General features: G+C 72.8%; 14 protein-coding genes. 6 read left to right on the forward strand and 8 right to left on the reverse strand.

What is annotated here, in order from left to right:
* Window positions 1-10: 10 nt before the first annotated feature.
* The 6 genes from BZZ08_RS07505 to BZZ08_RS40085 form a co-directional block, all read right to left on the reverse strand.
* Entirely contained in the window at window positions 11-406 is a 396-nt protein-coding gene (locus BZZ08_RS07505; protein ID WP_104631346.1) for a VOC family protein, read from the reverse strand.
* 139 nt (window positions 407-545) lie between these two features.
* The gene (locus tag BZZ08_RS07510) at window positions 546-1,445 is read right to left on the reverse strand and encodes an aldo/keto reductase (RefSeq protein ID WP_198601345.1); all 900 of its coding nucleotides are present in this window, start codon (window positions 1,443-1,445) and stop codon (window positions 546-548) included.
* Between the two features lie 28 nt (window positions 1,446-1,473).
* Window positions 1,474-2,364 carry a glycoside hydrolase family 19 protein gene (locus tag BZZ08_RS07515; protein ID WP_104631348.1) on the reverse strand — a complete coding sequence of 297 codons (891 nt, stop codon included), beginning with the start codon at window positions 2,362-2,364 and terminating at the stop codon, window positions 1,474-1,476.
* A gap of 282 nt (window positions 2,365-2,646) precedes the next feature.
* Window positions 2,647-3,795: an LLM class flavin-dependent oxidoreductase gene (locus BZZ08_RS07520; RefSeq protein ID WP_241965401.1), complete on the reverse strand. Its 1,149-nt coding sequence runs from the start codon at window positions 3,793-3,795 to the stop codon at window positions 2,647-2,649.
* Window positions 3,796-3,918: 123 nt separating this feature from the next.
* Entirely contained in the window at window positions 3,919-4,497 is a 579-nt protein-coding gene (gene ssuE / locus BZZ08_RS07525) for an NADPH-dependent FMN reductase (protein WP_104631350.1), read from the reverse strand.
* 205 nt (window positions 4,498-4,702) lie between these two features.
* On the reverse strand, window positions 4,703-4,786 hold the full coding sequence (locus BZZ08_RS40085) for a putative leader peptide (protein WP_350891961.1): 84 nt from the start codon (window positions 4,784-4,786) through the stop codon (window positions 4,703-4,705).
* A gap of 222 nt (window positions 4,787-5,008) precedes the next feature.
* Between BZZ08_RS40085 and BZZ08_RS07530 the strand changes: the two genes are divergently transcribed.
* The gene (locus BZZ08_RS07530) at window positions 5,009-5,452 is read left to right on the forward strand and encodes an SPW repeat protein (protein ID WP_104631351.1); all 444 of its coding nucleotides are present in this window, start codon (window positions 5,009-5,011) and stop codon (window positions 5,450-5,452) included.
* 142 nt (window positions 5,453-5,594) lie between these two features.
* Window positions 5,595-5,864 (forward strand): GlsB/YeaQ/YmgE family stress response membrane protein, encoded by a 270-nt coding sequence (locus BZZ08_RS07535; protein WP_104631439.1) that lies wholly within the window; start codon window positions 5,595-5,597, stop codon window positions 5,862-5,864.
* 11 nt (window positions 5,865-5,875) lie between these two features.
* Here BZZ08_RS07535 and BZZ08_RS07540 read toward each other — a convergent pair whose 3' ends face one another.
* On the reverse strand, window positions 5,876-6,835 hold the full coding sequence (locus BZZ08_RS07540; protein WP_104631352.1) for an SDR family oxidoreductase: 960 nt from the start codon (window positions 6,833-6,835) through the stop codon (window positions 5,876-5,878).
* Window positions 6,836-6,992: 157 nt separating this feature from the next.
* Here BZZ08_RS07540 and BZZ08_RS07545 point away from each other — a divergent pair, with 157 nt between their 5' ends.
* Window positions 6,993-7,478 carry a nucleoside deaminase gene (locus BZZ08_RS07545; RefSeq protein ID WP_104631353.1) on the forward strand — a complete coding sequence of 162 codons (486 nt, stop codon included), beginning with the start codon at window positions 6,993-6,995 and terminating at the stop codon, window positions 7,476-7,478.
* Window positions 7,479-7,526: 48 nt separating this feature from the next.
* Here BZZ08_RS07545 and BZZ08_RS07550 read toward each other — a convergent pair whose 3' ends face one another.
* On the reverse strand, window positions 7,527-8,276 hold the full coding sequence (locus tag BZZ08_RS07550) for a chaplin (protein WP_104631354.1): 750 nt from the start codon (window positions 8,274-8,276) through the stop codon (window positions 7,527-7,529).
* 233 nt (window positions 8,277-8,509) lie between these two features.
* On the opposite strand from BZZ08_RS07550, the gene BZZ08_RS07555 reads away from it, so the two are divergent.
* The 3 genes from BZZ08_RS07555 (at window position 8,510) to BZZ08_RS07565 (ending at window position 12,473) form a co-directional block, all read left to right on the forward strand.
* Complete coding sequence (locus tag BZZ08_RS07555; RefSeq protein WP_104631355.1) at window positions 8,510-10,183, forward strand: alpha/beta hydrolase; 1,674 nt, start codon at window positions 8,510-8,512, stop codon at window positions 10,181-10,183.
* 52 nt (window positions 10,184-10,235) lie between these two features.
* On the forward strand, window positions 10,236-11,330 hold the full coding sequence (locus BZZ08_RS07560) for a baeRF3 domain-containing protein (RefSeq protein WP_104631356.1): 1,095 nt from the start codon (window positions 10,236-10,238) through the stop codon (window positions 11,328-11,330).
* Between the two features lie 123 nt (window positions 11,331-11,453).
* Window positions 11,454-12,473 carry a Gfo/Idh/MocA family protein gene (locus BZZ08_RS07565; RefSeq protein WP_104631357.1) on the forward strand — a complete coding sequence of 340 codons (1,020 nt, stop codon included), beginning with the start codon at window positions 11,454-11,456 and terminating at the stop codon, window positions 12,471-12,473.
* Window positions 12,474-12,669 lie beyond the last annotated feature (196 nt).

The following is a 12,669-nucleotide window of genomic DNA, read 5'->3' on the forward strand; positions in this document are numbered from 1 at the left end:
GCGGGGACGGTCAGGGGGCGGCGGGCTGGAGCAGGTCCCACCGGTTGCCGTAGAGGTCCTGGAAGACGGCGACCGAGCCGTAGGGCTCGTGCCGGGGCTCTTCCAGGAAGGTCACGCCGGCCGCGGTCATGCGGGCGTGGTCGCGGGCGAAGTCGTCGGTGTGCAGGAAGAACCCGACGCGCCCGCCCGTCTGGTCGCCGATCCGGCCACGCTGGGCCTCCCCCTTGGCGCGGGCCAGCAGCAGGGCGGTGCCCGCGCCCGGATCTCCGGGCTCGACGACGACCCAGCGGGAGCCGTCGGGCCGGGGCGTGTCCTCGGCGAGGCGGAAGCCGAGGGCCTCGGTGTAGAAGCGGATCGCCTCGTCGTAGTCGTCGACGACGAGGGCGACCAGGGCGATGCGTGTCATCGGCACCTTCCGGGACGGGCGATTGACGGGAGAGGTTATACGTAAAACTCCCCGGACGCCAAGTCCCGCCCGAGACCGGGGGCCGTGCGGCGGGCGGACGGCGCCCTATGGCGGGCGCGCGGCGGTCCTATGGCGGGCGTCAGCCCTTGCGGGCTCCGTCTAGCCGCGCCAGGTCCGCGTCGGTGAGGCGCAGCGCGCCCGCGGCGACGTTCTCCGCGAGGTGGTCCGGGTTGCCGGTGCCGGGGATGGCCAGGACGTTCGGGCCCTGGTGCAGGGTCCAGGCGATCCTCACCTGCGCGGGGGTCGCTCCGTGCGCCCGGGCCACCGCGCGCACCTCCTCCTCGTGGGCGGTGCCGGCGCCCCGCGGTCCGGCCTCGCCGGCGATGGCGTAGAACGGCACGAAAGCGATGCCCTGGGCGCGGCACTGGTCGAGGAGCGCGTCGGTGGCGGGGTCGTGGAAGCCGAGTCCGTACCGGTTCTGGACGCTCACCACCGGCGCGATGGCCTGCGCCTCGGCCAGGTGCCGGGGCTCCACGTCGGACAGGGCGAGGTGGCGGATCAGTCCCGCCTCGCGCAGCCCGGCCAGGGCGCCGAAGTGCTCGGCGATCGAGTCCTGGCGCATGCGTCGCAGGTAGACGACGTCGAGGTGGTCCCGGCCGAGCTGGCGCAGGTTCTCCTCGACGTGGGCGCGCAGGTCCTCGGGGCGGGCGGAGGTGCCCCACTCCCCCGACCAGTCGCGGTACGGGCCGACCTTGGTGGCGACGACCAGGTCGTCGGCGTAGGGCGCGAGCGCGCTGTTGATCAGTTCGTTGGCGGAGCGCAGGGAGGAGAAGTAGAAGGCGGCGGTGTCGATGTGGTTGACGCCGAGTTCGACGGCCCGGCGCAGCACGGCGAGGGAGCGCCCGCGGTCGCTCGGGGTGCCGAGGTGGAAGGCGGCGCTGCCCGTCAGCCGCATCGCGCCGAAGCCGACGCGCCGGACGGGCAGGTCGCCGAGGTGCCAGGTGCCCGCGGACTCCGCGGTGATCGTTTCCGAGGTCATCGGCGGAGTTTCGCACACCCGGCAGGGGTCAGCAGTACAGGTTCGCGCCCGGGGAGACGCCGAGGATCTGGCTGAACTGCTGGTACTTGGTGACCCGGCTCTGGACCTGCGCGGGGTTCCTGCCGTCGCACTCCAGGGAGCCGTTGATGGAGCGGATGGTCTGGCCGAATCCGGCGCCGTTGACCATCGCGTTGTGCGGGGTCATGGTGCCGGGCCCGGACTGGGTGTTCCAGTACCACAGGCCGGTCTTCCAGGCCACGGCCGCGTCGTTCTGCACCAGCCAGGGGTTGCCCAGCAGGTCGATGCCGAGCGCGTCGCCCGCGGCCTTGTAGTTGAAGTTCCAGCTGAGCTGGATCGGCCCGCGCCCGTAGTAGGCGGCCTGGCCGGCCGGGCAGCCGTAGGGCTGGTTCCAGTCGCAGTAGTGCGGGTAGTTGGCGGTGTTCTGCTCGACGATGTGCACCAGTCCGCCGGTCTCGTGGCTGACGTTGGCGAGGAAGGCCGCGGCCTCCTGCTTCTTGGTGGTGTCGCTGCCGGTGTTGGCGAAGCCGGGGTAGGCGCTGAGCGCGGCGGTGAGGCCGCTGTAGGTGTAGAAGGAGTTCCGGCCCGGGAACATCTGGTTGAACTGGGCCTCGCTGACCACGAAGTTGCCGACCGGCGTCTGCGAACCGCCGTCGCAGGCGAACGGGTCCCAGTACCAGGTGCTGATGAGCGGGTCGTAGCCCGGGTTGGCGTGCTCGGCGATGTAGGCCTTGCCGTCGGTGTAGCGGACGATGTCGCCGGTGTTGTAGTTCGCGTCGGCCGACCAGGCGGGGTAGCTCGAACACGCGGCGGCGGAGGCCTCGTCGGCGGGCATGAGCAACGGCACTGCGCCCGCGAGCGCGAGTGCGGTCACCACGGCGGATATACGGCGCCTCGACACAGGTCTGTCTCCTTCTGCGGAGCACGGCCGCTCCCGTACCGGGGCAGGGCGGAGCGGAACCTTGTGCGCACGTGCCGGTCGGACCGGCCACGGCGTGGGGGCGGCCGTGGAGGGGGGTGTGGGGCACACTCAACCGCGTTGGTCTGTACCAGTCAAGGGTGTAGACCAATCCAATCCGACTGGCCTGTCGCGGAGTTGACACAGGGGCGTGCGGGGCCGACGGGCCGGCCCTGCGCCCCGTCGCGCCCCGTCTCGCTCCGTCGCGCCCTGTCTCGCCCCGTCCTAGACGGCGACCGGCAACGGCACCGCGTCGTGGCCGGCCGGTGTCCGGGCCGGGTGGCGCCACAGTCCCCGGCGGGCGAGGCGCGGCAGGACGCCCTCGCCGAACCAGTAGGCCTCCTCCAGGTGCGGGTAGCCGGAGAGGACGAACTCGTCGACGCCCAGGGCGTGGTACTCGGCGATCCGGTCCGCGACCTCCTCGTGGCTGCCGACCAGGGCGGTGCCCGCGCCGCCGCGCACCAGACCGATACCGGCCCACAGGTTGGGGTGGATCTCCAGAGCGTCGCGGGACCCGCCGTGCAGCGCGAGCATGCGGCGCTGCCCCTCGGACTCGCTGCGGGCGAGGCCGGCCTGCACGGCTCGTACGGTCTCCGGGTCGAAGCCGTCGAGCAGCCGGTGCGCCTCGGCCCAGGCCTGCTCCGCGGTGTCCCGGGTGATGACGTGCAGCCGGATGCCGAACCGCAGCGTACGGCCCTCCTTCGCGGCCAGGGCTCGCTGCCGGGCGATCTTGGCGGCCACCTGCTCGGGCGGTTCGCCCCAGGTGAGGTACACGTCGGCGTACCGGGCGGCGACCTCTCCGGCGACGGCGGAGGAGCCGCCGAAGTACACCTCGGGCACGGGATCGGGCACCCGCACGAGCTTCGCGTCCTCCACCCGGAGGTGCTCGCCGCTCAGGTCCACCGTCCGGCCCGCCCACAACTCCCGTACGACGTGCAGGAATTCGCCGGTACGGCGGTAACGGGCGTCCTTGTCCAGGAAGTCCCCGTAGGCCCGCTGCTCGCGGCTCTCGCCGCCCGTGACGACGTTGAGCAGGAGCCGTCCGCCGGTCTGCCGCTGGAAGGTGGACGCCATCTGCGCGGCCAGCGTGGGCGAGACGAAGCCGGGGCGGAACGCGACCAGGAACTTCAGGCGTTCGGTCGCCTGGGAGACCATCGCGGTGGTCAGCCACGCGTCCTCGCACCAGGCACCGGTGGGGGTGAGCGCGGCGACGAAGCCGAGGTCCTCGGCGGCGCGGGCGATCTGGGTCAGATAGGCCACGGTCGGCGGCCGGTTGCGCCCGGAGTCGGTGGCCGGGGCGCCGTGGCCGCCCCCGACGACATCGCGGCTGTCACCGCTGGTGGGCAGGAACCAGTGGAAGGTCAGGCTCGACACGGGTCTCCGTTCAGGGTGCGGTCGGTCGGTGCGGGGCGGGACGGCCCCGTGGGTGCGGCGAGGGGCGGGCGGGGCCTCGGGCGTCATGGCCCGGCGCTGCCCGCCGGGGGCGTCGCGGGTCGTTCAGCTCGCCGCGGCCAGCGCGGGGAGCGTCGGCACGGGGACGGCCGGGCGGGCGGCCAGGGCCGCCGAGAACTGGTCGACCACGTGGGCGAGGGCCTCCGCGGCACCCGGGGCGACGGTGACCGTGCCGTCCTCGTGGGCCGTGATGTCCCGGTCCAGGGTGAACCAGCCCTGCACGACGTGCGCCGCGCCCATGGAGTTGAGCACCGGGCGGAGCGCGTAGTCGATGGCCAGGACATGGGCGGTGGAACCCCCGGTGGCGAGCGGCAGCACCGTCTTGCCGGTGAGGGCGTACTGCGGAAGGAGGTCGAGCAGGGCCTTCAGGACCCCGGAGTACGACGCCTTGTAGACGGGCGTACCGACGACGACTCCCTCGGCCCGGGCGAACAGTTCGGCGGCCCCGGTGATCGCGGGATGACCGAAGTCCGCGCCGAGCAGGGCCTCGGCGGGGACGGTGCGGACGTCGAGCGGTATCACCTCGTGCCCCCGCGCGGTGAGGCGGTCGTCGAGGTGGCGCAGCAGCCGGTTGGTGCGGGAGGAGGCGGAGGGACTGCCGGAGACGGACAGGACGGTGGCCATGGGTCCTCTTTTCGGGGGTCCGCGGTGGGCGGGCGCGGCGGCATGCCCGGCGGAGCCCCCAGCGGGGGTACGTCGACCGGGACATGGGCGGGCAGCGGGCCCAACCGGCCGCGGTGCGGCCGGGTTCAGGTGATGCGGGACGTCGCGCGCGGGACGGTGCCGGGCCGGTGCGGCGAGGGCGCGACGAGGCGGCGGATCGGCGGGATCAGGCCGCGGTGCGACAGGAGGCGCTGGAGACGCGCGCGAGGTCGACGTGGCGTCGCCGCGTGAGATCCGGTCGCGTGGTCATGCCGACGATCGTGGCAGCCGCGCTGGAGGACGGTCAAGGAGAACCGGAGCCGTCTCACGTCCCGGTCACCGGAATTCACATGGGTGTGACAAAGCGGGCCGTCAGAATCCTGACCCGCCCACCACTACACATAAGGGAGAAATAAGAGCACAATGCTCTTATACGGCGCTACCGCACACCGCACCAGAAGCGGTCGGCCCCGCAAGTCAAAGGAGACGACTCATGGCCAACGTCTCGCACTCCCGAGGTGACATCACCGGCCACCCGGACGCCCCGGAGATGCAGGCGCGCTACGCGCGCGTGCTCGGTGGTCGCGACGTGGCACTCGTGGACGGGCCGGTGTTCCTGCTCGGCCTCTACTGTGCCGTGTCCCCGTGGATACTCCACTTCACCACCAGCCAGCCCTCACTCGTGGCCCACAATCTGATCGTGGGCATCGCCATCGGTCTGCTGGCCCTCGGATTCACCCGCGCCCCGGAGCGCATGTACGGCCTCAGCTGGGCCATGTGCGCGATCGGAGTCTGGATGATCATCTCGCCCTGGATCGTCGGCACGAGCCCGGACGCCGGTGTCATCTGGAACAACATCGTCATCGGCGCCCTGGCCTTGATTCTGGGCATGGTCTGCGCCGGAACGGCGGCGCGGAGCGCGCCACGCAGGCCCTAGACGCACAGGAAGGAAACGGCACGGGCCGGCCCCGCACTCGCGGGCCGGCCCGTCGCCCGTGTCTCGTCCGCCCGCTTCGGACTGCACCCGTCCGCAGCGGGCAGACGCACTGCAGCGGAGATCCTGACGAAAAGGGGTGGAGATGGAGATCGACGGCATAATCAGCGCCATCGTCATCGGTGTCGTCATCGGTGTGCTGGGCCGGCTGGTCGTTCCGGGGCGGCAGCGCATCGGCGTCCTGTGGACGATCCTCGTCGGCATCGTGGCGGCGCTCGTCGGCTCGGGGATCGCCTCGGCGTTCGACGTGGCCGACACCGACGGCGTCGACTGGGTCGAGTGGCTCATCCAGATCGGCCTGGCCGCGGTCGGCGTGGCCGCGCTGGACCGGTCCCGGTCACGTCCGGGCCGATGAGGTGCTGACCGTCACCGGCTGCGGAGCCATGCCTCGTACCAGGTGACGGTCGCGTCCACGGTGTCCGTGAGCGGCGTCGGAGCCGCCTCGAAGAATCGCTCGAAGGCACTGGAGTCCATGATCTGCGGCTCCGTGTGCTGGTAGAACATCTCCTCGTACTCGGCCATCAACTGCTCGTCGAAGGGGCCGAAGGGGCGGGGCCGGTCCAGCACGACGACGTTCAGCGGACCGCCCACCCGCTTCTCGATCATCGCGTGGATCTCGCGCGTGCTGACGGCCGGCGCGGTCGGCAGGTGCCAGACGCGGCCGTCGCCGTCAGAACGCTCACCCAGGGTCGCGAGACCGGCCGCCACGTCCTGGATGCCGGTGTAGCTGTGCGGCAGATCGATGTCGCCCATCGCCACGACGTCCCCGCCGGTGAGCGCGCCGGGGAAGACGGCGGCGCCCAGGGACGAGTTGAGGACGCCGGGCCCGACGAAGTCGGCACTGCGGCCGAGGACCACGCGGGCCCGGCCGGACCGGTGGGCGGCGAGGTACCGCTCGTCCAGTTCGGCGCGCATCCGCCCCTTGCGGCTGGTCGCCTTCCAGGGGCTGTCCTCGGTCATCACCGCTCCCCCGGTCTCGCCGTACGGGTAGAGCGTGTCGAGCACCACCAGTCGGGCGCCGCTCGCCTCGACGGCGGCCAGGACGGCCTCCTGGACCCGGGGCATCACCTCGACCTGGAGGTGGTAGGCGACGTTGACGCAGTGGTACACGACGGCGGCGTCCCGTATGGCGGTACGGGCACCGTCGGCCGTGCCGACGTCGGCGGCGACCCGCTCGACGCCCTCGATCGCGGGGCCGGTGCCCGCGCGGTCCACCAGGCGGACGGGGTGACCCCTGCGCACCAGCTCACGGGCGAGTGCGGTGCCGGCGGGGCCGGATCCCAGGACGACGTGCGGGGCGGGCGGCTGCGGAGTGGCGGTGGACATGGCGCTCCTCTTGTCTCGATCGCTGCGCTACTGTTACTCGCTTTCGTTAGAGACTCTAACGCCCGTGATTATTGATAGCAAGGTGGCCGGGCCTGGGAGACAGGGGGACGGACCTAGGCTGGGCGGAATGATCGATTCACGAGGAGGGTGGTGCGCCATGGCCGTGAAGGACGCCGAACTGCCACACCTGCGCCGTTGTGTGGAGCTGGCGGCCGAGGCACTGGAGGCCGGCGACGAGCCGTTCGGGTCGGTGCTGGTGGGCGGGGACGGCACGGTGCTGGCCGAGGACCACAACAGGGTGGCCTCCGGCGACCGGACCCGTCACCCGGAGTTCGAGCTCGCGCGCTGGGCCGCCGCCCGGCTGACCCCCGGGGAACGGGCCGCGGCCACGGTGTACACGTCGGGCGAGCACTGCCCGATGTGCGCCGCCGCACACGCGTGGGTGGGCCTGGGGCGCATCGTGTACGTCGCCTCGTCGGAGCAACTGGTGGCGTGGCTGACGGAGTGGGGTGTCCCGGCAGCACCGGTGCGGCCGCTCCCGGTGCGGGAGGTGGCGCCCGGCGTGACCGTGGAGGGCCCGGTGCCGCACCTCACGGAGGAGATCCACGCGTTGCACCGGCGCTTCCACGCGGGACGCGTCTGAGCCGGGGCGCCCTCCCGTCCGGACGGCGGGCGGGCGCCCCGGCCGCGGTCAGCTCTCGGTGCCCGGCCGGAAGCGCCGGTAGAGGGCCGCTCCGCCCAGCACGAGTGCGGCGCCACCGGCGAGGGCGGGCACCGTGTGGTCCGCCCCTGTGTGGGCGAGAGACACCTCTCCCCGGGGCGGGGCGGCGTGCGGGGACGGTTCGGGCCCGGCACGCTCCTCCTCGGGGGCGGACGGCTCCGGCTCCGCCGGGGGCCGTGCGGGTTCCGGCCGGTCACCGGAGTCGTTCGTCGACTCGTTGCCGACGGCCGGGTTGCCGATGCCGACCACGTTGACGCTGTTGCCGCTGACGTTCACCGGGAGGTGCACCGGCAGCTGCACGCCGTTGCCGGAGAGCACGCCGGGGGAATCCTTTCCGCTCCCCTCGGCGACCGCGCCGCCGGACGTACCGCCCGAGGCGCCCGCGCCGTGGTGCGACGCCCCTGTGTGCGGCGCCCTCGTGTGGGACCCACCCGTGTGGGACGCACCCGTGTCGGACGCACCCGTCTCCCCGGTGTTGGCGCAGCTGTTGCCCGCGGCCGGGTTGAGGAGCCCCGCCACGTTCACGGTGTTGCCGCACACGTTGACCGGCACGTCCACCGGGAGCTGGACGGTGTTGCCGGAGATCAGCCCGGGCGAACCGGCCGCGGACCCGTCGGCGCCGGCACCGTCGGACGCGAACGCCGCGCACGCCGGCATCGTCACGGCCAGCGCGCCTGAGGCGGCGGCGGCGAGCACACCGTTTCGGGTAACCCTTCTCATGAGGTTCCCTGCCTTCCAGACATGGTCGCGGGCAGTCGCCCGCACCGGTTAAAACGCGGGCGCACCATCCGAGTTATGGCTTATCGGCCTTTCACCCCATCGAGTGGGCCTTTCATCGAACAAGCGGTGCGCCGTCCGGTGCGCCGTCGCCCGGAGGCGCCGGCCGGGAAGCCCGCTTATGGTGAGCGAGGGCGCCGACCACCGGTCCGCGACGGGGCGCCCGGGAGGCATCGATGCAGGCCAAGCTGGAGACTCGGCCCTCGGTCCGGCGCCGCGCGGTCACCGGGGCACTCGGGCTGGCCCTGCTGGGTGCGGGACTGCCCGCGGCCGACGCCGCAGCCACCGCGACCACCGCGACCACCGCGACCACCGCGACCACGCGGGACGCCGGACCCGGCATGTCCCGGTTCTACGACCAGAAGGTCACATGGTCGGCCTGCGAGGGCATGGACATGCCGAAGGACTTGCAGTGCGGCAAGGTCACCGTCCCCCTCGACTACTCGCGGCCCAAGGGGCCGACCCTCGACGTGGCCCTGGCCCGGTACCGGGCGACTGGTGACTCGCGAGGCTCGGTCCTGCTGAACTTCGGCGGACCCGGCGGCTCCGGCGTCAGCGAACTCGCCGTGGGCGGCAAGGAGTTCATGCACCTCACCAACGGCTACGACGTGGTGACCTTCGACCCCCGCGGCGTCGGCCGCTCTTCCCCCGTGTCCTGCGGACCGGCCACCCTGAAGATCATGGAGGCGACGGACGGGGACGGGGGGATGAGCGACCCCGAGGACGTGCTGAAGCGGCTGCGGGACGCGGCTGCCGAGTGTGCCAAGTACTCCGGCCCCGTACTGCCCCACATAGGCACGGTCGACGCCGCCCGCGACATGGAGGTGATGCGCCGGGCACTCGGCGACGACCGGCTCAACTACCTGGGCTTCTCGTACGGGACCCGGCTCGGGGCGGTGTACGCGGCCCGGTTCCCGGACCAGGTCGGCCGGATGGTCCTCGACGGGGTGGACACGCTGACGGAACCGCTGACCGAGCAGGGGCTGGCCGGGGCCCGGGGGCAGCAGACCGCGCTGGAGAACTTCCTCGACTGGTGCGTCGAGGACATCGCCTGCCCGTTCGGCCGGGACGCCCGCAACGCCCGCGACCAGGTCGAGCGCCTGGTCGCCTCGCTCGACTCCGACCCGGTGCCGTCGGCCTTCGGTGAGCCCTTCACCGGACAGGACATGGTCGGCGCGATCGGTCAGGCGCTGTACAGCCGGGAACTGTGGCCGTCGCTGGAGCGGGCACTCGCGCAGTTGCTCGAGGACGGCGACACCCGCGGCCTGGAGGGCTTCTCGTCGGGCGGCGTCACCTTCCCGGTTCGCCAGCCGGGCGGCCGTGCGCCGGTCCTGGAGCCGGTGCGCGGGGACAGGGGGGCCGGCCTCACCGACGAGGAGGACGTCCCCATGGACAACCTCCCGGCCGCCCTGATGGCGATCAACTGCGCGGACGACCCGGACCGTCCCACCGCCGCCCAGGTCACCGCGTCCCTCGGCCGGCTGCGCGCACGCTACGAGGAGGCCTCACCGGTCTTCGGCCGGTACCGGCTCACCCAGGTCCTCATGTGTTACGGCCGGCCCAAGGGCACGGACTACGTCCGGGACGACGTGAGGGACCTCGACACCGCGAAGATGCTCCTGGTCGGCACCCGCGGCGACCCGGCCACGCCGTACCGCTGGACCGTGGAGACGGCCGACCGGCTCGGTCCCTCCGCCGTGGTCCTGGACAACCGGGGCGAGGGACACACCGGCTACGCGTCCTCCGAGTGCGTGCACCGCAAGGTCGACGACTTCCTGCTGTACGGCTCGCTGCCGCCGGACGGCAGCTCCTGCGGCCCCGAGTCCGCCGTCGGCACCGGGTCCGACTGAGCGGCGATCTGCTCCGAATGCCTGATATGCCCGTGGGGCCTATCGTGCTGACATGGAGCACGATCTGAGTCCCGCCACCCTCGCCGAACTGCGGCGCCCCCGCCCGTATCCGGCCGTGTCCGTCCTGACGCCGACGCACCGCCGCGAGCCGGACAACGCCCAGGACCGCGTCCGGCTGCGCAACGCGGTCGCCGCGGCCAAGAAGCAGCTGGAGGAGGACCCTGCGGTCAGCCGCGACCGGCGCGCGGAGGTGTCCCGGGAACTCGACCGGGCACTGGCCGAGATCGACCTGACGTACGCCGAGGACGGTCTGGCGATCTTCGCCGCCCCCGGTGAGCACCAGGTCTGGACGCTCAGCCGTTCCGTGCCCGAACGCGTGGTCCTCTCGGACACCTTCCTGACCCGCAACCTCGTCGCCGCACAGGCCGCCGAGCGGCCGTTCTGGGTGCTGTCGGTCGCCGCCGACCGCGTCAAGCTGTGGAACGGGGGCGCGGACCGGGTCGTGGAGGCACACCTCGGCGGTTTTCCGCTGGACCGGCCGGCGGAGGACTTCGACCCCGAGCGCCAGGAGCGGATCGGTGACGCGCCGAGCACCTTCCGGGACGAGGGCACCCGCAGGTTCCTGCGCGACGCCGACGCCGCGATGGGCAGGGTGCTGCGCGCGCATCCCCGGCCGCTGTACGTCACCGGTCCCGAGCCGGCGCTGTCCCTGTTCGACGAGGCGGGCGCACTGGCCGCCGACGCGGTACTCGTCCCGCACGGCGGGCTCGCGCACGGCACCGCCGAGGCGGTGTGGCAGGCGGTGCGGCCGGTGCTCGAGGACGAGGCGCGCGGGCAGGTCGAGGCCGTGGCCAGGGAACTGGACGCGGCCCGCGGCCGCAAGGACTTCGCGGCGGGGGTGGACGAGCTGTGGGAGAGCGCCCACACGGGCCGCGTCCGGCTGCTGGCCGTCGAGGAGGGCTTCAAGGTGACGATGCGCGACGACGGCGAGCACCTGCTCCCGGCGGGCGACGGCGACCTCGACGCCCGCGACGACATCGTGGACGAGATCGTGGAGCAGTGCCTGGAGACCGGCGCCGACGTCCGCTTCGTGCCGGACGGGGCGCTCGGGGACGCGGACGGCATCGCGGGGGTGCTGCGGTACTGACGGCCGCCCCCGGCCCGGCGACCGCTCGCCGCCCGTGGCTCTTGACGCGCATGAAACCCTGTTCGCCGTACACGTACCCGCTGCTCGCGGGTGCGCGGCGGACGGCGAAGGAGCGGGCGCGGCGTGAGTGAACTTCTGGGTGTGGCGGTCCTGGGTGCGGGACACATGGGTGCCGACCACATACGACGCCTCGACCGGGTGGTGAGTGGCGCCCGGGTCGCCGCGGTGGCGGACCCCGACGCCGAGCGGGCGAAGGAGGCCGTGGGCGGCATCGCCGGGGTCGTCGTGCACACGGACGCCGAGGCCGCCCTGGACGCGCCGGGTGTCGAGGCGGTCTTGATCGCCTCGCCCGGCGAGGCGCACGAGGAGGCCCTGCTGGCCGCCTTCGCGCGGGGGCTGCCGGTGCTGTGCGAGAAGCCCATGGTGCCGGACTCCGCGGGTGCGCTGCGGGTGGTCGAGGCGGAGGCGCGCCTCGGCCGGAGGCTGGCGCAGATCGGGTTCATGCGACGGTACGACGCCGAGTACCAGCGGCTGAAGTCCCTGCTGGACGGCGAGCGGCTGGGTCGGCCCCTGATGCTGCACTGCGTACACCGCAACGTCTCGTCTCCGCCCCACTTCACCTCGGCGATGCTGGTCAACAGCTCCGTCTCGCACGAGATCGACGCGGCCCGCTGGCTGCTCGGCCAGGAGCTGAGCGCGGTGACCGTGTTGCGTCCGCGGCCGTCGGCCGGTGCGCCCGAGGGCCTGCTCGATCCGCAGTTCGTGCTCTTCGAGACCGAGGGCGGCGCCGTGGTGGACGTGGAAATCTTCGTCAACTGCGGCTTCGGGTACGAGGTTCGCTGCGAGGCCGTCTGCGAGGCGGGCAGCGCCCGGATCGGCGCGGCGCACACCATGGTGGTGACGGCCGCGGGCGGCGCGCGGGAGGAGGTGGCGCAGGACTACCTCGTGCGGTTCGCGGACGCCTACGACCGCGAGGTGCGGAGCTGGGTGGACGCCACCCGTCGGGGCCGGGTCACCGGGCCGGGCACCTGGGACGGGTACGCGGCGGCGGCGGTCGCCGAGGCCGGGGTGCGGGCATTGGAGACGGGCGCCCGCGTGCCGGTCGAACTGGCGCCCCGTCCGGCCCTCCACGACCCGGCATAGAACAAGGGTCCGGCGAACGTCAGAGCGACGACGCCTTGGGAGTCCTAACCCATTCAAGTCCCGTAGCGGACCTACGACTTGCCCCGGACCACGGGTACGCCGGGCGCGTAGCCGAGTCACCCCGGGAAGACTGTGGCATATGCCGGAAGCACCACCGTATCGTGTGTCGCCGAATCCCTTACGGGGCATGGCGGGC

Source organism: Streptomyces sp. MH60 (assembly GCF_002939385.1).
Taxonomy (GTDB): Bacteria; Actinomycetota; Actinomycetes; order Streptomycetales; family Streptomycetaceae; genus Streptomyces.

Coding starts and splice junctions, on each gene's coding strand:
- BZZ08_RS07530 (WP_104631351.1), top strand. CDS start 5,009: ATGGCCAACGTCTCGCACTCCCGAGGTGACATCACCGGCCACCCGGAC.
- BZZ08_RS07535 (WP_104631439.1), top strand. CDS start 5,595: ATGGAGATCGACGGCATAATCAGCGCCATCGTCATCGGTGTCGTCATC.
- BZZ08_RS40085 (WP_350891961.1), bottom strand. CDS start 4,786: ATGACCACGCGACCGGATCTCACGCGGCGACGCCACGTCGACCTCGCG.
- BZZ08_RS07505 (WP_104631346.1), bottom strand. CDS start 406: ATGACACGCATCGCCCTGGTCGCCCTCGTCGTCGACGACTACGACGAG.
- BZZ08_RS07560 (WP_104631356.1), top strand. CDS start 10,236: ATGGAGCACGATCTGAGTCCCGCCACCCTCGCCGAACTGCGGCGCCCC.
- ssuE (WP_104631350.1), bottom strand. CDS start 4,497: ATGGCCACCGTCCTGTCCGTCTCCGGCAGTCCCTCCGCCTCCTCCCGC.
- BZZ08_RS07545 (WP_104631353.1), top strand. CDS start 6,993: ATGGCCGTGAAGGACGCCGAACTGCCACACCTGCGCCGTTGTGTGGAG.
- BZZ08_RS07510 (WP_198601345.1), bottom strand. CDS start 1,445: ATGACCTCGGAAACGATCACCGCGGAGTCCGCGGGCACCTGGCACCTC.
- BZZ08_RS07555 (WP_104631355.1), top strand. CDS start 8,510: ATGCAGGCCAAGCTGGAGACTCGGCCCTCGGTCCGGCGCCGCGCGGTC.
- BZZ08_RS07550 (WP_104631354.1), bottom strand. CDS start 8,276: ATGAGAAGGGTTACCCGAAACGGTGTGCTCGCCGCCGCCGCCTCAGGC.
- BZZ08_RS07540 (WP_104631352.1), bottom strand. CDS start 6,835: ATGTCCACCGCCACTCCGCAGCCGCCCGCCCCGCACGTCGTCCTGGGA.